The 18,784-nt window shown below is 61.2% G+C and carries 16 protein-coding genes; 2 read left to right on the top strand and 14 right to left on the bottom strand.

The features are described from left to right. Positions 1 to 87 precede the first annotated feature (87 nt). Together ACL2XG_RS00420 and uxaC are read right to left on the bottom strand one after the other, a co-directional pair. Positions 88 to 1,623 carry an MFS transporter gene (locus tag ACL2XG_RS00420; RefSeq protein ID WP_413723193.1) on the bottom strand — a complete coding sequence of 512 codons (1,536 nt, stop codon included), beginning with the start codon at positions 1,621 to 1,623 and terminating at the stop codon, positions 88 to 90. Positions 1,624 to 1,759: 136 nt separating this feature from the next. Next, on the bottom strand, positions 1,760 to 3,163 hold the full coding sequence (gene uxaC / locus ACL2XG_RS00415; RefSeq protein ID WP_413723194.1) for a glucuronate isomerase: 1,404 nt from the start codon (positions 3,161 to 3,163) through the stop codon (positions 1,760 to 1,762). Between the two features lie 333 nt (positions 3,164 to 3,496). Here uxaC and ACL2XG_RS00410 point away from each other — a divergent pair, with 333 nt between their 5' ends. Beyond that, positions 3,497 to 4,066, top strand: coding sequence for a DJ-1/PfpI family protein (locus tag ACL2XG_RS00410; protein ID WP_410014462.1), 570 nt, complete (start codon positions 3,497 to 3,499; stop codon positions 4,064 to 4,066). A gap of 42 nt (positions 4,067 to 4,108) precedes the next feature. On the opposite strand, the gene ACL2XG_RS00405 is transcribed toward ACL2XG_RS00410, so the two are convergent. From ACL2XG_RS00405 to ACL2XG_RS00380, 6 genes are all read right to left on the bottom strand, one after another. After that, positions 4,109 to 5,239 (bottom strand): M20 family metallopeptidase, encoded by a 1,131-nt coding sequence (locus ACL2XG_RS00405; RefSeq protein WP_410014461.1) that lies wholly within the window; start codon positions 5,237 to 5,239, stop codon positions 4,109 to 4,111. Between the two features lie 192 nt (positions 5,240 to 5,431). Beyond that, on the bottom strand, positions 5,432 to 6,742 hold the full coding sequence (locus ACL2XG_RS00400; protein ID WP_410014460.1) for an MFS transporter: 1,311 nt from the start codon (positions 6,740 to 6,742) through the stop codon (positions 5,432 to 5,434). A 26-nt stretch (positions 6,743 to 6,768) separates the two neighbouring features. Then, positions 6,769 to 7,521 carry an SDR family NAD(P)-dependent oxidoreductase gene (locus tag ACL2XG_RS00395; protein ID WP_410014459.1) on the bottom strand — a complete coding sequence of 251 codons (753 nt, stop codon included), beginning with the start codon at positions 7,519 to 7,521 and terminating at the stop codon, positions 6,769 to 6,771. A 14-nt stretch (positions 7,522 to 7,535) separates the two neighbouring features. Next, positions 7,536 to 8,300, bottom strand: a complete 765-nt coding sequence (locus ACL2XG_RS00390) for an acetoacetate decarboxylase family protein (protein ID WP_410014458.1) — start codon at positions 8,298 to 8,300, stop codon at positions 7,536 to 7,538. A gap of 33 nt (positions 8,301 to 8,333) precedes the next feature. Next, positions 8,334 to 9,545, bottom strand: a complete 1,212-nt coding sequence (locus tag ACL2XG_RS00385; RefSeq protein WP_410014457.1) for an alpha-hydroxy acid oxidase — start codon at positions 9,543 to 9,545, stop codon at positions 8,334 to 8,336. Then, a complete protein-coding gene (locus ACL2XG_RS00380; RefSeq protein ID WP_413723195.1) occupies positions 9,542 to 10,396 on the bottom strand; it encodes a fumarylacetoacetate hydrolase family protein in 855 nt (284 codons plus the stop codon). Before ACL2XG_RS00380 ends, ACL2XG_RS00385 begins: the two co-directional genes overlap by 4 nt. A gap of 280 nt (positions 10,397 to 10,676) precedes the next feature. Between ACL2XG_RS00380 and ACL2XG_RS00375 the strand changes: the two genes are divergently transcribed. Continuing rightward, positions 10,677 to 11,648, top strand: a complete 972-nt coding sequence (locus ACL2XG_RS00375) for a GntR family transcriptional regulator (RefSeq protein WP_410014455.1) — start codon at positions 10,677 to 10,679, stop codon at positions 11,646 to 11,648. A 75-nt stretch (positions 11,649 to 11,723) separates the two neighbouring features. Here the strand turns inward: ACL2XG_RS00375 and ACL2XG_RS00370 are convergent, their stop codons facing one another. The 6 genes from ACL2XG_RS00370 to ACL2XG_RS00345 all read right to left on the bottom strand — a co-directional run bounded on the left by ACL2XG_RS00370 (position 11,724) and on the right by ACL2XG_RS00345 (position 18,659). Beyond that, the gene (locus tag ACL2XG_RS00370; protein ID WP_413723196.1) at positions 11,724 to 12,773 is read right to left on the bottom strand and encodes a cyclase family protein; all 1,050 of its coding nucleotides are present in this window, start codon (positions 12,771 to 12,773) and stop codon (positions 11,724 to 11,726) included. Between the two features lie 10 nt (positions 12,774 to 12,783). After that, positions 12,784 to 14,100, bottom strand: coding sequence for an MFS transporter (locus ACL2XG_RS00365; RefSeq protein WP_413723197.1), 1,317 nt, complete (start codon positions 14,098 to 14,100; stop codon positions 12,784 to 12,786). Positions 14,101 to 14,186: 86 nt separating this feature from the next. Further along, on the bottom strand, positions 14,187 to 15,509 hold the full coding sequence (locus ACL2XG_RS00360) for an MFS transporter (protein ID WP_413723198.1): 1,323 nt from the start codon (positions 15,507 to 15,509) through the stop codon (positions 14,187 to 14,189). Between the two features lie 99 nt (positions 15,510 to 15,608). After that, positions 15,609 to 16,559, bottom strand: coding sequence for a phosphoglycerate dehydrogenase (locus ACL2XG_RS00355; RefSeq protein WP_410014451.1), 951 nt, complete (start codon positions 16,557 to 16,559; stop codon positions 15,609 to 15,611). 49 nt (positions 16,560 to 16,608) lie between these two features. After that, positions 16,609 to 17,493, bottom strand: coding sequence for a dihydrodipicolinate synthase family protein (locus tag ACL2XG_RS00350; RefSeq protein WP_413723199.1), 885 nt, complete (start codon positions 17,491 to 17,493; stop codon positions 16,609 to 16,611). A gap of 17 nt (positions 17,494 to 17,510) precedes the next feature. Further along, positions 17,511 to 18,659 carry an iron-containing alcohol dehydrogenase gene (locus ACL2XG_RS00345; protein ID WP_413723200.1) on the bottom strand — a complete coding sequence of 383 codons (1,149 nt, stop codon included), beginning with the start codon at positions 18,657 to 18,659 and terminating at the stop codon, positions 17,511 to 17,513. Positions 18,660 to 18,784 lie beyond the last annotated feature (125 nt).

Genomic DNA, 18,784 nt, shown 5'->3' with positions numbered 1-18,784 from the left:
GGTGCTACCGGCCGCGGGGATGGCGGAGTGAGAAACAGCGGCGCGCGGCGCCGGGAAGCCGTCCGGCCGCCGCGGCGCATTAGCCCTTTACGCCGTCTCCGGCGCGGCCGCCGGCGCCACTTCCGGCACGGTATCAGGCCAGACCCTATCATAACTATAGCCGGTCAGGTCTTCGACGACGGCCCGGGTGCGCGGGTCGACCTGGCGTTTATCGCCGTTGTTCTTCAGCCGCTCGATGTCCTGCACCAGAATGGTATGGGTGCGTTTATTCAGTCTGAACGTCAGCGCGACGCACAGCGCCAGCACCAGCAGGCCGCCGGTGCCGATAAACAGCAGCATGGCGATGGTCGTTACCGCCTGCGGGGACTGCACGGCGCTGCCGGTAATAAACCCCCCTTCCTGCAAAATCACGCCGACAAAAAAGGTGGCGATGGCAACACTTGTCTTGCGGGAAAAGGTCATCACCGCGGCAAACAGCCCTTCGCGGCGTTTTTTGGTCACCATCTCGTCGATATCGGGAATAAACGGAAAGACGTTCCAGGGGGTAAATTCCAACAGGCAGCGTCCTATCTGGTAGGTGATGGCGATAGCGTAAAGCATCAGGACCTTGGCCGGCGGATTATTCAGGTACACCGCAAGCAGCGCCCCCAGGCAAACCAGCATAATGGTATAGCCGCAAATATACAGGCGGGAGGGACCGTATTTAATAATCGCCATGCCCGCCAATAATGTCACCGGCAGGCCGATAATACTCAGGGAAAGCAGGCCCGCGGCAAATGACGCGGAGACGCTCAGGCAATACACGCAGAAAAAGACAAAGACGGTATTAAAGATATCCTTGGCGGTAAAAGACAGCAGGTAAATGGCGATATGTTTACGAAAAGCGCGTATTTTCAGCGTCGAGCCATACTCTATCCATAGCCGGCCAAAGCGCTTTAATTGATCGCCAACGCTGTGTTTATCGGTGGATTTAGCGCGATCCAGATCCGCCAGCATGGCCGGCGTCAGCGCCCGCTCCCAGGTCACGCTATACGAGACCATGATGCATACCGCGAACAGCACGGCAAAAAACAGGCCGTTAACCAAATAGGCCGTAGGGTTGTTTTCCCCGAAATGGCCAATCAGCAATCCCGGAATGAAGGTTGCCAGGAACGTGCCCATCGCCGAGAGGAACATGCGGCAGGTCGATAATTTGGTGCGCTGGTTAAAGTCCTTGGTCATTTCCGACGGCAGGGTTTCCCAGGGGATCAGCACCATCGCGGCAATGATTTCAAATAATAAATACACCGACAGATAAAACCAATAATTCATGCCGTTAAGCCACAATAAGGCATAGACCAGCATGAGCGGCGAACCGATTAATAAAAAGAAGCGCCGGCGGCCAAATTTTTTACCAAAATAGTTTTTGTAAAAATGGTCGGTAAAACTTCCCATAAACAGGCTGACGATAGCATCGACAATACGCGCGATACCCACAATCGACGCCGCCTGTATCGGCGACAGGCCGACAAAGGTCGTATAGTAGAACAACAGCCAGGCGCCGATAACGGTAAACGCCCCCCCGCCCATGATATCGGTAAGGCCATAGCCGATACCGATAGGTATTGTGACTTTCCTCGACATAACGTTAAGCCTCTATTTTAAATTTTATGCGGCGAGACAATAGATAATTATTCGCTGCATTTAAAAAATGACGATAAAGTCAAAAATAATATTATGTCTCAAATATTAAATCTGACTCATGCAATAACAGCGATCGCTAAAAATCAAAATAAACCTTGGCATTCTGATAACAAATATTACCGATAAGTTTTTCCAGCAAGGCCTGGTCGGCGGGAATATGTCCCGCCGTGACCCACTCGCCAATCAGATCACATAAAATGCGGCGAAAATAATCATGCCGGGTGTAGGAAATAAAGCTGCGCGAGTCGGTAAGCATACCGACAAAATTCATTAACAGTCCGTGGTCGGCCAGCGTGGTCAGCTGGCGGATCATGCCGCGCCGGGTATCGTTAAACCACCAGCCGGCGCCGAACTGCATGTTCGATTTAACCCCGCCCCCGGTTTGGAAATTGGCCAGCGTGGAGGCCACCACGTCATTGAGCGACGGATCCAGGTTATAAACGATGATTTTCGGCAGGGCGTCCCGTTGCGCCATGGCGTCGAACAGCCGGTTAAGATGCGGCGCGATGTCGGACTGATCGCAAATGGAATCGTAACCGACATTCGCGCCGAGCTGCTGAAACATGCGGGTATTGGCGTTACGCAGCGCGCCAAAATGGATCTGCATGGTCCAGCCGCGTTTGGCGTAAAAGCCGGCCAGCGCCAGCAGCACCGCGGATTGGTAACGGACCTGGTCGTCGCCCGCGAGCGCGTCGCCCGCCCTTTTCCGCTGGAACAGCGCTTCCTGTTCCATTGGCGTGGACGGTAAATAGGCAATACGCGTCAGGCCGTGATCGGAAAGCCTGCCGCCATGCTGGTGGAAATAGCCGACGCGGGCATCCAGCGCCGCCAGGTAGTCGTCAAAACGGTGAATGGCGGCGCCGTTGAGTTGCTCAAGACGGGCGATAAAGCGCCGGAAGACGTCGCCGTCGGCCTCCAGCGCCTCGTCGGGCCTGAACGTCGGCAGCACCCGGGTGGCAAAATCCGCGTCATCGCGCAACGCCTGATGGTATTCCAGGGAATCGGTCGGGGCATCGGTGGTACAAATGACCTCGACATTGGATTGACGTATCAATCCGCGCGGTGAAAACGATGGCTGTTGCAATAGCGGATTGACCCGATCCCAAACGCCCCGCCAGTTTTGACCGTTCAGGGGCTCGGTGATACCGAAATAGAATTTAAGCTCCAGATGGGTCCAGTGGTAGAGCGGATTGCCGACACAAGCCTCGACGGTCTGCGCCCAGGCCTGGAATTTTTCCATCGCACAGGCGTTGCCGGTAATGAATTCCTCGGGTATGCCGTTGGCGCGCATGGCGCGCCATTTATAATGATCCCCGGCCAGCCAGAGTTCGGTCAGGTTGGCAAAAGGACGATCCTCGGCGATAACCCGGGGATCAAGATGGCAGTGGTAGTCGATAATAGGCGCAAGCGCGGCGACCTGATGATAAAGCTCGCGCGCGCAATCGCTCTTTAACAAAAAATCCCGGTCGATAAATGCCATTTCACACCTGCTGATGATAAACAATGCGCACTACCATACTAGATGGTTCAACATGGTGTTTTGAACGCAGTCACACTTCTTGGGCAGGCGGCAAAATATCCCTATCGCGGCGCCGGTTATGACGAAACCTCTCTTAGCGCGCGCATTACGATAAGCCCCCGCCGGCGCTGCGGCGCAGGCCGTCCCGGGGCTGTTTTGTTAGCCAAATGCCATTATTCAGGCGCTTTTTAAGCTAAAATAGCGTCATCAGGGCAGTGAATGCCCGGCTGGCCCTGCGCTGACATGGGCTGAATCTTGTGCCTTTCTCCTCCACCTCTCCAGGGAGTTTTCATCATGACCACAAAAAAGATTTTGCTGCTGGTCGGCGATTACGTCGAAGATTATGAAGCCATGGTGCCGTTCCAGGCATTGCAGATGCTGGGCCATCGCGTGGACGCCGTCTGCCCCGATAAAGGCAAGGGCGAATACGTGCTGACCGCGATCCATGATTTTGACGGCGCGCAGACCTATAGCGAGAAACCGGGCCATCGCTTTGTGCTTAACGCCGATTTTGCCGCCGCGCGGGCGCAGGACTATGACGCCCTGGTGATCCCGGGCGGCCGGGCGCCGGAATATCTGCGGCTCAATCCCGCGGTGATCGCCTTGGTGCAGGAATTTGACGCCGCCGATAAACCCATTGCCGCCGTATGCCACGGACCGCAGATCCTGGCGGCGGCCGGCGTGCTGAAGGGCCGCACCTGCAGCGCCTACCCGGCCTGCGCGCCCGAGATTCGCCTAGGGGGCGGCCAGTATGCCGATATCGGCGTCGATCAGGCCTGGGTGGACGATAACCTGGTCACCGCGCCGGCCTGGCCCGCCCACCCGCAATGGCTGGCAAAATTCGTCGAGCTGCTCGGCCGCTAGCCCTAGCCCCTGAGGCGCTACCGGCGCCATGCCGGCCGCGCCTCAGTCGATTTCTCCGCGGATAATTTCGGCCAGCAGCGCGGCCCGCAGCGGGATATCGGCGATAATGATATGTTCATGGCGGGCATGGATGCCGGCCCCGGTGGCGCCCAGGCCGTCAAGGGTGGCGATGCCCAGCGCGGAGGTGAAATTGCCGTCGCTGCCGCCGCCCACCGCCTTGCCCGCCAGCGCGACGCCCAGCCGTTGCGCGGCGCGTTGCGCCTGGCTAAACAAGGCCATGTTTTGCGGCGTTTGTTCCATCGGCGGCCGGGACATGCCGCCGGTTATCTCGATGCTGATCCCCGGCAGTGTCGCGCAGATGCCGTGAATCGCCGCCAGCAGGCGTTCCGCCTCCGCCATATGCGTGACGCGCAAATCCACGCCAAGGTAGGCCTGGTCGGCCACCACGTTGATTTTGCCGCCGCCCTGCGCCGCCCCGACGTTAACCGTGGTGCCCATCTGCGGCGCGTTCAGGCTGTGCAGATACAGGATTTGATGCGCCATTTCCTGGATGGCGCTGACGCCCTCCTCCGGATTATTGCCGGCATGGGCGGCGCGTCCGGTAATTCTGATATCAAAGCGGCCCACGCCCTTGCGGGCGATTTTCGCCTCATGGGTATGGGCAACGGCTGGTTCCGCCACCAGCACGCGATCGGCGCCGGCCGCCTGCCGCTCTATCCATTGACGCGAGCTGGGGCTGCCCAGCTCCTCATCCGACGGGCATATAAAGACGACCCGTTGGCCGTGCAGCAACCCGCATTGTTGCAAGGCGCGCACCGCCCAGATCGCCTGGACCAGTCCCGCTTTCATATCCAGCACGCCAGGACCGAAAAGCTTGCCGTCCCGTTCAGCCATCTCCAGTTCGTCGAGTTCCCACACGGTATCGAAGTGGCCGAGAATGCAGGTCAGCCCGGGCCCCTCGCCGACGGAAAAGGACAGGTGATCGCCCAGCGTCTCCTGCCGGTATACCTGCGCGTCCGCGCCCAGGCGCTCGACCGCCATGCTTTGCAGCACCGCGCCGCACCGGTCCACCGCGGTTTTATTTAACGACGGCGACTGCGCCTGTACCAGGCGCTTGATATCGCCAAGGAGTTCGCAAGCGTGTCGTTGCAGGTAGTCATAGGGAGTTGGCATGGGTCGGTTTCCTGTCCGGGAGAGCGGGTGGGTGATGACGGATATCTATAACGTACTCTGCATCACATTTCCATACCGGTGTGAGTGAGAACGGCGCAAGCGCCCGCGCGATGGCGGCGACGGCATGGCCAAGACCGCCGCCGCTGACCCGTACGGCTTTGCCGCTGGGTTTTATCGTCCTCTTCTCCAGGGCTAATGATGGCGCAGGCCGCTGCGCAGGGTTTCGCCATAGGCCAGCGCGGCGATGAGCGACGCGCCGGCGGCGGCGATGACAAACCAGGCGGGCGACTGCAAATCCCCGGTGGCGCTCACCAGCCAGGTGGCGATAAAAGGCGCGGTACCCCCCAGCAGAGTGACGGGAATATTCAGGCTGACGGACAGCCCGGTATAGCGGATGCGGGTAGGCATGATTTCCGCCATGGCGCAGAGCGCGGTGGCCGAATGCGGGGCAAACGCCAGGCTCATCAGGCACAGCCCCAGCACCGTCTGGTTAAAATTGCCGGCGTTAAGCAGATGAAACGCCGGATAAGTGACCAGCGCAATGGCCAGCGAACTGGCGATCATCAGCGGGCGCCGGCCGATGATATCGCTCAGCCAGGCGAACCCGGGCAGCAGGCAGCAATAGAACGCCAGACTGTACAGATTGGCGCGCTGCGCCTGCGCCAGGGAGAACCCCAGCACCACCGACAGATAGGTGGGCGAATAAATATAATAGATATAAATACAGGCGGAAGGCGCCGCGATCAGCCCCATGCCGATCAGGATGGCGCGCCATTCCTGGCGTAATCCCGTCAGCAGCGGGGCTTTTTCCACCCCGGCGGATTTTTTCACCTTGGCGAAATGCGGCGTTTCCTCCAGCTTCAGGCGCAGATAAAGCCCGACGAACCCCAGGGGCAGCCCCGCCAGGAACGGCAGGCGCCAGCCCCAGGCATGCAGGTCTTCGGCGGACAGCAGGGCGGTCAGCGCCGTCGCCACCCCGCCGCCGGCCAGCAGCGCCAGGCCGATGGTGAAGGTTTGCCAGCCGGTATATAACCCCCGCCGGTGCGGCGGCGCGTATTCGGAAATAAACGACGTGGCGCCGCCGTATTCGCCGCCCACCGAGATTCCCTGGATCAAGCGGGCCAGCGTCAGGATCACCGGCGCGGCCAGGCCGATGGTGTCGTAGGTCGGCATTAAACCGATGACCGTGGTGGAGCCGGCTATCAGCATAATCGCAATCGACAGCGGTATTTTGCGGCCGTAGCGATCGCCCAGATGGCCGAAGATAATACCGCCCAGGGGACGGGAGGCGTAGCTGATGGCAAACACCGCAAAGGTGAGCAGCAGGCTGGCGGCCTGGTTTTCCGCCGGGAAAAACAGCCGGGCGATCACCGAGGCGAAATAGCCGTAAATCACAAAGTCAAAATACTCGATGAAATTACCGATGCAGGCGGCGACCAGCGCCCGTTTATGCTGCGCGGTCACCCGCGGCGCATACTGCGCCGTGATAATTTTTGAACTCATGGTGCATCTCCTCCAGGGGGATGGGATCAGGCCACGGTGCCGCCGCCGTCTACGACCAGCGACGCGCCGTTGATATGACTGGACGCCGGTGACAGTAAAAACGACACCATCTGCGCCACATCGTCGGGGGTGCCGTACGGCGCCGTCGTCGCCCGTTTGATGCCGCCGCCCGGCGCCTGTTCGGCCGCCATGCGATCGATGGCCTCGATCATGGCGGTTTGCGTGGGACCGGGCAGTACGGCGTTGACCCGCACTTGGCTGCCGACGCATTCCAGCGCGCTGCTCCTGACCAGGCCCAGCACCGCGTGTTTACTGGCGACATAACCGGCCATGTTGGCACGGCCGCGTATCGCCGACGTGGAGGCGATGGCCACGAAACTGCCGCCCTGCCGGCGCAGCAGCGGCAACGCGTACTTCAGGCAATAAAAGGTGCCGCAGGTATTTACCGCCAGCACCTGGCGAAACATGTCGCCGGGGTAGTCGCTTATCTCCCGCACGGCGCCCGCCATGCCCGCGCAGCTGACAAACCCCTGGCATCCGCCGTAGAGACGGGCGGCGGCGCCGGCCAGCGCCGCCACATCGCGCTCGCTGCCGATATCGCCGGCCACAGCCGTCGTTTCGGCGCCGAGCGACGCGCACGCGCGCCGGCACGCCTCAAGCGCCTGCGCCTCCTGTTCCGCCAGCACCAGGCGCCATCCCTGCCGCGCCAGGGTTAACGCCACCGCGCGGCCGATGCCGCCGCCCGCGCCGGTAATAATCGCCACCGGATCTGTCATCATGGTGCTCTCCGCGATCAGGGATAAAGACGCGCCAGCAGGCGGCGATCTTCCACGGCGAACCCGCCGCCATACACATCCGAGGTCATGAAATGCGCGCTCAGCACCTCAGGCTCCAGCGCCGCGATGGGATCAAACGGGCTGGCGTGCAATGTCCAGTCGATATGGCCGCGTACCGGCGCCGAATAGCGCAGCGGCGTGCGGCGATAGACCACATCGGCATAGGCGGTGGCCGGTTTTTCCGGATCGGGCAGGCGGCGCACATGAATTTCGCCCGCCGGCTGTTCCGCCTCGTCGGTGAGCAGCACCAGCGGCGCCGCGGCGTCGGGAGTAAAATGGAAATCCGCCAGCGGCACGTTGCGCCGCCGCACCCAGCCGCTGATTCGGCCGTCGTCGGTTTCACGGAAGGCGTAGTGGGTATCCTTTTTGGTGTAGCCGAACAGCTCGCGGCCGGCGCAGATGCCCATCGGGTCGCTGCAATACATGAAGATATGGGTTTGGGTAAACAACGACTGGTAACGCACCGGCACCGTGACCATCAAATCAAACATTTCCCCGCTGTGTAGTGCCAGGGTATGGCCGGGCGAAAGCATAAAACGGAACGCCACCCGGTCGTTGACCAGTTCGAAAGGGGTATCGCGCAGCAACGCCTCTACCTTGCGCCGTTCGACCCGGGTCACCACTTCCAGCGTGCGCAGCGGACATTCCCATTCCACGGGGTAGGCCGGCGCGTAGGGAGGATTGACGCCGCTGTCGGGATGCATTTTGTAATCGCCAAACATATAACACTCCTTTCCAGGATCCAGGGTTGATGTTCAGGGCGCCTCGGCGATGGACCGAAGCGCGGGGGTACGCGGCGCCGGCGCCGAGGCGACGGCAGGCCAGGGATAATCGACAATGGCGTCCGGACCAAGCTGCTCGAGGGCGGTGACGCCGCACAGCGCCATGGTCGCTTCCAGCTCCTTGCGCAGTATGTCAAGGCACAGGGCCACGCCCTGCTCGCCCAAGGCGCCGAGACCGTACAGAAAAGCGCGTCCGATCATCACGCTGTCCGCCCCCAATGCCAGGGCGCGCAGCATGTCCTGGCCGCTGCGGATGCCGCCGTCCATGATGATTTCGCCGGCATCCCCGACGCTGTCGGCAATCGCCCGCAGCGCGCTGATGCTGGACGGCGCGCCGTCCAGTTGCCTGCCGCCGTGGTTGGAAACGACAATGGCGTCGGCGCCGGCGCCGAACGCCCGGCGGGCGTCGCCGGCGTCCATGATGCCTTTAACAATCAGCCTGCCGCCCCAGCGCTGCTTCACCCAGTCGATATCGTCCCAGGTAACGGTACGGTCGAACTGACGGCTGACCCACTCGGCAAAACCCAGGGTATCGGTGACTCCCCGCGCATGGCCGACGATATTGCCGAACGTCCGGCGCGGCGTTCTGAGCATGGCGGCGCACCAGCGCGGGCGCGACAGCATGGACAGGATGCCGGACGCGGTCAGCGCCGGCGGCACCGACAGGCCGTTGCGGATATCCTTATGGCGCTGCCCCTGGATCGGCAAATCCAGCGTCAGCACCAGGGCGGAACAGCTTGCCGCGCGGGCGCGGGCGATCAGATCGGCGATAAACCCCCGATCCTTCATCATATACAGCTGTAGCCAGAACGGCTGCGCGAGCCGGGCGGCCAGATCCTCGATGCTGCAGATGCTGACGGTGGACAGGGTGTAGGGCACGCCGGCCGCCGCCGCCGCGCGGGCGGCCAGAATTTCGCCATCCGGCCAGATCATGCCGGTCAGGCCGGCGGGCGCCAGCGCCAGCGGCAGCGCAGCCGGCTGACCCAAAATAGTGGCGCGGGTACTGATATCGGCGACATTGCGCCCGACCTGCTGGCGGAAATGCAGCCGCGCCAGATCGAGGCTATTGGCGCGGTAGGTGGACTCGGTCCAGGATCCGCTGTCGACATAATCGTAAAATAATCCCGGCACGCGCCGCCGTGCCAGGCGGCGGAGATCGTCCACGCAGGTGATGACCGGCTTCATAAGCCCGCCCCGGCCGCGACGACGGGATTATCCTGCTCGCCCAGCCCGCCGATGCCCGCCCTTACCCGCTGGCCGGGCGCCAGATAGACCGGCGGCCGTAATCCCATGCCCACGCCCGCCGGGGTGCCGGTGGCGATAATATCCCCCGCCTGCAGGCTCATAAACCGGCTGACATAGGCCAGCAGTTCCGCCACGCCGAAAATCATATCGCGGGTGGAGCCGTCTTGGCGGCGCACGCCGTCCACCTCCAGCCACAGCGGGAGATCCTGCACGTCGGTAATCTCATCCGGCGTCACCAGATACGGCCCGAGGGGCGCAAAAGTATCGGCGCATTTGCCTTTATCCCACTGGCCGCCGCGCTCCAGCTGATAGGCGCGCTCCGACACATCGTTGAACAGGCAGTAGCCCGCCACGTGTTCCATCACCCGCCCCGGCTCCAGGTAACGTCCGTCCTGGCCGATAACAATCCCCAGCTCCACTTCCCAGTCGACCTTGGCCGCCCCGGGAGGAATTTCGATCGCGTCAAAAGGACCGGTGATGGCGCTGGCCGCTTTTAAAAACAGGATAGGCTCGGTGGGCAACGCCATCCCGGCCTCCCGGGCGTGGTCGCGATAATTCAGTCCGACGCAAATGATTTTACCCACCCCGGCGATACAGGGCCCCAAACGCGCCTGCGCCGGAACCCGCGGCAATGTGCGCGCATCCAGGCCGTGCAGCCGCCGCAGCTGGCCGGAGGAAAGCGCGGCCCCGCGCCAGTCGTCGATTACGCCGCCCAGATCGCGCCGCTCTCCCTGACGGTCAATCATGCCGGGCCGTTCCCGCCCGGCGTCTCCCCACCGAAATATCTTCATCCGTCTTCCCCTTGCCCGGCCATCACCGGCTGGCGACGGCGCAGGCATTAATATGTACTTTGCATACAAAACACATTTATTTAAGGCGAAATGCATCAACATGTCAAAAAAAAGTAAACGAAATGATAAATCCGTCACTTTTTATGCCCTGGATGTGAGAGCGCTCACGTAAGGAGTTTGATGCGTTGGGACGGCATAATGAAAAACGATGCCGCTAGCCGATGGCGGCGATTTGATTGTGATATGCTGATAAACAGGTACTCATTGAAATGATTAAGCTATGTCGGAATCTACGGATAAACACTCTATTCAGCATCGCGCCTATCAGCTGTTGAAATCCATGATCGACGACGGCCGGCTCTCTCCGGGCGAAAGACTGCTGGAGGTGCATGTGGCCAAGGCGTTCGGCATCAGCCGTTCCCCGGCGCGCCATGCGCTGAAAAGACTCTGCGAGCAACAGCTTATCCAGGAAGTCGAGGGACGCGGTTATGAAGTGGCCGGCGCGCGCGCGACGGACGGCGTGGCGCACCATGCCAATCTGGATATGATCAAAATCCCGGCCGTAGCGCGCTGGGAAAGCATGTACGGCCAGCTGGAACAGGCGCTGTGCGCCAGTATTATTTTCACGTCCGTGCGTATTATCGAAGAACGCGTGGCGGAACATTTTAACGTTAGCCGCACGGTGGTAAGGGATGTGCTGGCCCGGATGCACAGCGTCGGGCTGGTCAGCAAAGACGCGCCCGGCCGCTGGATTGCGCCCCAGGTGACGCCGGAACGAACGCATCATCTCTACGAAATCCGCTGGCTGCTCGAGCCGCCGGCCCTGCTGCAGGCCGCGCCCCGGGCGCCAAGGCTTCATATGGAGCAGGCGCGCAACCGGGTAAAACAATCGCTGGGCGGCTTTCCGCGCGACGGGTTTAACATGGATGTGGTCGAAAACGATTTGCACGACATTTTATTGTCGTATTGCCCCAATAAAGAAATCCTGCAGACGCTGGCGCGCACACGGATTTTATTTGTTCCCACCCGCTATTTATTTGATCCGGTGCTGCAAATCCCGCTATCGTTAATCGAGGATGCCCTGCACGAGCACCTGCACATCTACGATCTGCTGCTGGCCCATGACCATCAGGGGGCGGCGGATACCCTGTGCCGCCATCTCCAGCGTGCGGATGAACGCTGGCTGCAGCGGTTCAGCAGCGCTTTCGGGCTGCCCAAGGTGCAAATACCCGCCTATCTGGTGCCGCTGTGACGTCCGGGCCCCTTTTCGCTGACCTCCCGGCCGCGGCGCCGGGACGTCGGTACGGGGATCTCTTTTTATCACGGCCTACACCGTGGCAACCGGCGTGACGGGCGAGCCTACCGCGCCCGGCAGCCGCAATGGCGGCGCGGTCAGCAAGAACGCGTGGCGTTGATGGGCGCAAAGCCAATCGGCGAGTTCGCTTAAATGCCACAGCTCGCCCAGGTAAACGCCCAGCCGGAACAGGCACAGATCGTGCAGGGGATGCGAGGGATAAAAATCCTGGTGCAACGGGCGCGCCGGCAATATTTCCACGGCCGGATTGTCGGCGATTAACGCTACCACGCCGCATTCTGCAACCCATTGGCGCAGCGCCGGATCGCCGCCGTCCAGGCCGGCAAAATGATGTGCGAGATAATCCGCGTCCGGGGCGCCGCCCATGGCAAATATAGCCTCATCCATACCGGTACGGAAACACACCATATCCCCGGGCCGGATGACGATATTGTCCGCCGCCAGGATCTGTTGCAGCTGCGCATAGCCAAAGGCAAAGCGCCGGATGCCGAAATGCTTTTTGATGTCGATCATCACCGCCCGGCCCTGGACGCCATGCCGCGCCATATTTTCAATACCCAGCCGCTTTGCGCCCTGGTGGCCGCCCTGGCCGCAGCCGCAGCCGGGCCGGAAATCACGCTCGCCGATGATATCCACACCGGCGCGGTAGCCGTTATAGAACACCATTTCGGGCGTGCCGTCGCCGCGCACGTCGAACCATTGGCCCATATGCGCCAGGCTGTCCCACTGCGTGGAATATTGCAGCGCCAGCGTCACGCTGTCGTCGCAGATGATATCGGTCAGGCGGGCGTCATCGCGCGACAGTGGATAGGTCATGTTGGGATGCTCGCCGCGCCGCGTGGCGTCAAGCCTGGGCGGCGGCCGCCTGGGATTCATCGCCGTGCCGCCGGGCAGATCCAGCGGCAGGCTCAGGCAAAAGGTGCGGCCGGTTTTTACCTCGGCCACGCCCTCGCGCACTTTCTCAGGCGTCAGCAAATTAAGCCGGCCCAACTGATCGTCGGGGCCAAAATCGCCCCAGGTGGCGTATTCCGGACGCCGGGTCCAGCGCGTTTGTTCGCTCATCGTCCTCTCCTTACGCCTGCGGGGTTAAGCGCATCGGCTCGACCCTGGGCAGCCACACGGCATAAATCAACGCGCCGAACAGCCCCACGATCCCCGCCAGCACCAGGGGAATCACAAAAGAATGGGTAAACTGCATCAGCACGCCTATCAGTATCGGTGAAATAATGCCGGCGAGATTGGCCGCCATATTCTGGATGCCGCCGATGGTGGCGACATTGGCGCGGTTGGGGGCCACGTCCGAGGGCAGCGCCCATAGCGCCGCCGAGGCGAAGGTCGCGGCAAAGTTGGCGAAGCAGAGCGCGGACAGCGCCAGGGTGACGGTAGGTGAAAAAGCGGCCAGGCCAATCACCGAGCTGCCCAGCATACCGCCCACCAGCGGAATTTTACGCGCCACCGACAGCGAAACGCCGCGCCTTACCAGGCTGTCCGACAGCAGCCCCCCGCACCAGCCGCCGACAATGGCGGCGATACCGGGCAACATGCCCAGCAGGCCGAACTTCATCAGCGAAAGATGGAAGGTTTCCACCAGATAGGTGGGAAACCAGGTAAAAAAGAAATAGGAAACAAAGTTGATACAGAAAAAGCCGGCCATCATGGCCTGCACGGTACGCTGCGCCATGAGCTGGCGCACGCTCATCGGCGCGCCGGTGGCCTGCTCCTGGTTGGCCTCGATAAACGCCACCTCCTCCCGCGACACCGTGCCGTGCTGGCGGGGGTCGCGATACCACAGGTACCAGCCTGCCGCCCAGATGACGGCCACCAGGCCGGAAATGACAAAGGTCATGCGCCAGCCCACCCCGGCTATCAGGAACGAGATCAACGGGATAGCCAGGGTGCCGCCGATTTTGCTGCCGTTATTAAAGGTGGCGGCGGCAAAACTGCGCTCCTGGCGCGGAAACCAGCGGGTGACGGTCGCCGCGCTGGCGGGATAGCTGGGGGCCTCGACGGCGCCGAGCACAAAACGGAACCCCACCAGGGCGCCGATGCCGTGCGCCAGGCCGCAGGCGGCGGTAGCCAGGCCCCAGCCCAGGCTGCTGATGGCGAAGGTTACCCGCGGTCCCCACTTATCCACCAGCCAGCCGCCGGGCAGTTGAAATAACACATAGCTCCAGAAAAAGGCGGACAACAGCAGGCCGCTGTCGGTGCTGGATAAATGCAATTCCTCCGACATAAACGGCATCGCCACGCTCATGGCGGCGCGATCGATATAATTGATCGCGATGCCGACGGACAGTACGGTGAGAATAAGAAAGCGCATTTTTCCCATAGCCCTCGCGTTAACGACGGTCTCGGGCACAGCCGCGCTGTTATTGGAATCAAGCGACATAAAGCCTCCATAACATGAGGGTTAACGGCAGGTATCCGAACACACATCATCGCGCCGGCGGCGGCCGGGCGATGATGTACGGCAGGCTAGGCACGGCTGCGCAGGGACACCGGCCGTTTGCCCGCCGGGGCGTCTTCGACGATGGGCTCCACCTTCCCCATCAGGAACAGGTAGTTGATAATGCCGAGCACCACCAGCCCGGCGGAGAACACCAGCGCAAAGGTAAACGAGCCGGTGGCCGCCACAATGGCGCCGGTCACGATGGGACCGATGGCGCCCCCGAGGTTGGAGACGGTATTTTGCAGGCCGGCGACGATGGAGACGCTGTTTTTCGGTGCCACATCGCCGGGCAGCGCCCAGACCTGCGAAGCCGCGACGGTGGTGCCGGATTTCGCCACGCACAGCAGCAGCACGGTCATGAAAATGGAATCCGTAAACGGGGCGAAACCGATACACAGCGCCATCAGCAGGCCGACTGTCAGGAACAGCTTGCGCGTGGCGGTCAATGACAGGCGCCCGCTCTCCACCACGCGATCCGAGGCCCAGCCGGCGACCACTTCAATCACCATGCCGCAGATCAGCGGCAGCGCGGCTACCATGCCCATCTTGATAAAATCCATGCCCTTTTCCTGCACCAGATAGGTCGGCAGCCAGGTGATAAAGAAATAGGAGGTATAGTTTATGGTGAAAAAGCCCAGGCACATGGCCCAGATATTGCGATAGCGCAGCAGCTTGTACCACCGCATCGGCAGCACGGATTTGTCGCCGTGTTTCTGCACCTGTCCGTCCAGGATATAGCTGACTTCCTGCGCGCTGATGCGTTTATGATCCGCCGGGTTTTCGGTATAGATGAAATACCAGGCGATCACCCACAGTATGCCGATGCCGCCGATGATCATAAACGTCAGCCGCCAGTCCACCATATAAATCATCCATACGATAAGCGGCATGGCCACGGCGCCGCCGAACTTCGAGGCGCTGTCGAACAGGCCGGAGACGGTGGCGCGTTCCTTATCGGGGAACCAGCGCGCGGTAATGCCGGCGTTGCTGGGATACGCCGCGGCCTCGCCGACGCCCAATGCCAGGCGCAGCGCCAGCAGGGATTTAAACCCGGTGGCCAGCCCCATGACCGAGGTGGCGATGGACCACCAGGCCACCGCCAGGCCGAGCCCCTTTTTCTGGCCGAAACGGTCGGCAAACCAGCCGGCCGGAATTTGCAGCAGCGAATAGGACCAGAAAAACGCGGCCATGATAAAGCCCATCATTTCCGCGTTCAGGCTGAGTTCTTTGATCAGGTGCGGTGCGGCGGCGGAGAGTACGGTGCGATCAATATAGTTAATGGCAATGGCCAGCCACATCAGTCCGGCGACCCACCAGCGAATGCGCGATTTAGCAGCTATTGTATTCATCGTCAACGAGCCTGTAGAGGAGAGGTTTAAGTCGCCGGATAACGTATTATCCGGCATTGCATACCAGGCGGCGGCCGCGCCCGTTATTTTTCGACGCCGTTATAGCGCGTTCATGATATTCACCGGCCGCTCATGCTGGCAGACGCACTGGATAATCTGCTGTACGCAGCGTTCGCCGATGGCGCTGATGGCGCCGTCGGTATAGCCGGCGATATGGGATGTCGGCAGGAAATTAGCCAGCGTAAACAGCGGATGGGCGGCGAGCGGCTCCTGGGTAAACACATCGGCGGCCGCGCCGGCGATGACCCCGTCGCTGAGCGCCGCATACAAGTCCTGTTCGTTAACCACGCCGCCGCGCGCCACGTTGATCAGGAACGCCGAGGACTTCATGCGCTTGATGCGCGCCGCGTCGAATAAATTGCGCGTCTCATCGGTCAGCGGCGTATGCAGGGTAATAAAATCGCTTTCGGCGGTCAGCCTGTCCAGCGTGACGAATTCGACGCCGTGTTCGGCGGCAAAACGTTCGTCCGGGTAAAAATCAAACGCCAGCACGCGCATAGCGAATCCCCGCGCCCGCAGGGCCACCTGCTTGCCGATATTGCCCAGGCCGACAATGCCTAAGGTCTTGCCGTAGACGTCGGTGGCAAAAATACGCGGCCAATCGCCCGCGCGCGTGCCGGCCACCGCCTGCGTCACCTGGCGCGCGCCGCTCAGCATCAGGGAAAAGGCAAAGTCGGCGACGGCATGCTTATTGGCGTCGGGTACGTTGGTGACGTAAATGCCGCGCGCGCGCGTGGCGTCCAGATCGATATTATCGACGCCGACGCCATGTTTGCAGACGATCTTCAGGCCGGGCGCCGCGTCGAGCAACGCGGCGTTGACCTCGGTAAAGGCGACGATCATCGCCACCGTGTCCGCCAGATGCGGCTCAAGGGCGGCAAGGGGCGCGTCCGCGGGTAACATTATCAGTTCAAAACCCTGTGCTTGCAGCCGGTCGATGGGGGAAGCATCGTATTTGGCAAACGAGGGCGAGGTGCAGATCACTTTCATCGTAGCGTCCTGGTAGGTCACAAGGCGGCACCCGGGTGCCGCGCCGCCATCACTGCAGATATTGATTCACGATCTGGCGAATCTTCTGCTCTTGTTCCGCGCTGAACCGGACGGCATAACGGCTTTCGCCCACGTCATGGCCCATCAACGCCACCGCTTTTTTCACCGCCGCCGGAGAAAAGGCCACGCTGTAAAGATCGGTGCGCAACCCTGTCACGTTTTCCTGCGCCCGGCGCGAACCCGCGATATCGCCGGTATGGAACAATGACCAGATGGCGTTGATTTCACGGGGCGCGACGTTGGCCAGCCCGGAAATGCAGGCGGTGCAGCCGTCGACAAAACCTTGGTGAATCAGGGAGTCAGGGCCGTTCAGCACGTTAAAACCGTCGATGTCCGCGGCGACTGCCAGGAAACCGCTCAGGCTTTCGTAGCTGCCCGCGCTGTCCTTGATACCGATAATATTGGGGTGCTGCGCCAGGGCGCGCACGGTATCCGGCTGTAACGTATTGCCGGTGCGCGCCGGAATATTGTAGAGGAATACCGGCACCTCGAGGGCGTCCGCCACCGCCCGGTAGTGAGACATTAATTCATCCTGTTTCAGCGGCACAAAATACGGCGTGATCACCGAAACCGCGTCGACCCCCAGTTTGGCCACCTGCCGGCCAAGGCGAATGGTATCGCGCGTGGATATTTCACCGATATGGGCCACCACCGCCGCCTGGCCCGCCGTTTCATCGACGCAGGTTTCGGTAACCGCCAGCTTTTCACGCTCGTTAAGCACGAAGAACTCGCCGTTGGTGCCGCCGCAGAAAATCCCGTTGCCGGCGTCCAGCTGGCGCCGGATCTGCGCGCGCATCGCCTTGGGATGGTATTCGCCCTGAGGGTCGAAGGTGGTGACGATGGCGGTCAGTACGCCTTGAATAGTATGGCTCATAATATCCTCTTGATTAATCAATAATTCTTTTGCGGAAATAACGCCAGGTAGATGCCGCGGACATCCGCCGCGCTCACGGGCGCGGGGACATTTTTCATCAGCCGCTGTACATCCAGCGCCGCCGTCACCAGATAAGAGAGATTATCGGCGGCGATCCCCAGCTCATCCAGGCTGGCGGGAAGCCGCAGACGTTTTACCAGCGCGGCGAAATAGTCCACCAGCGCGTGTGATTTCTCTTCCTCGTCAAGCGACGTATCGGCCGTGGGCAGCAGATCGTAGGCCCGGGCGAATTTCTTTACCGCCGCCGGCCGTACGAAGCGCATGCAGGGAGCGAGCAGGATAGCGTTGGCCACGCCGTGCGGAATATGGTACTTGCCGCCCAACGGGTAGGACATGGCGTGGACCAAATGGGTGCCGGCGTGGGCAATCGCCGCGCCGCCGTAATAGGATGCCCACAGCATATCCAGACGCGCTCCCAGGTTGGCGGGCTCGGCCACCGCGGTTTCCAGGCTGGCGAACAGTTTTTTCAGGCCGATCAGGGCATAGTTATCGCTGACCGGGTTGGCGACGGTGGCGGTAAAACATTCGATTAAGTGGCATAACGCATCGATGCCGGTGGAGGCGGCGATATGCGCGGGCATGCTGGTGGTGAGTTCCGGCGCCAGCGCCACGATATCGGGCAGCATGATCGGCGAAATGATGCCGACTTTGGTCTCTTGTTCCGGAATGGCCAGTATGGCGTTGGGCGTGGCTTCCGAGCCGGTGCCGGCGGTGGTGGGGATCAGCATCGAGGCGACGCGGGCGCGCGGTTTTTCGCCGGCCAGCAGCGCGTCAAGCGTCGGCGCGCCGGGCACGCACAGCACCGACAACAGTTTCGCCACATCCAGCACGCTGCCGCCGCCGATGCCGATAACCATATCGACGTCCCGCACCTCCAGCGACGCCAGGATACGCGCGACGTCATGCTGACTCGGCTCCGGCGGCACGCTGTCGATAATATCCACCCGGCGGTCCGGGCTGCGCGCCTGTGCCATCACCGCGCGCACCGCGGGTACGGCGGCGATATTTTTATCCGTCACCAGCAGCACGCGCCGCTTATCCTTAATGAGGTAGCCGATGTCGCTAAGCGCCTGGTAACCGCTGATAACGGTGCTATTGATATTCATTATTCCCGCCTCGCCTCCGACGCCCTGTTCTGATGTCGTTATATTGATTATATTTTGTCATTTTGACCGCATTACTCTTGCCTGTCTTGGCTATTTTATAGGTTATATGCGCCATGATTACCTTG

This window comes from Sodalis sp. RH24 (assembly GCF_047324145.1).
Taxonomy (GTDB): Bacteria; Pseudomonadota; Gammaproteobacteria; order Enterobacterales; family Enterobacteriaceae; genus Acerihabitans.
The sequence above is the reverse complement of the archived record's forward strand: the minus strand, read 5'-3'. Positions and strand labels throughout refer to the sequence as shown.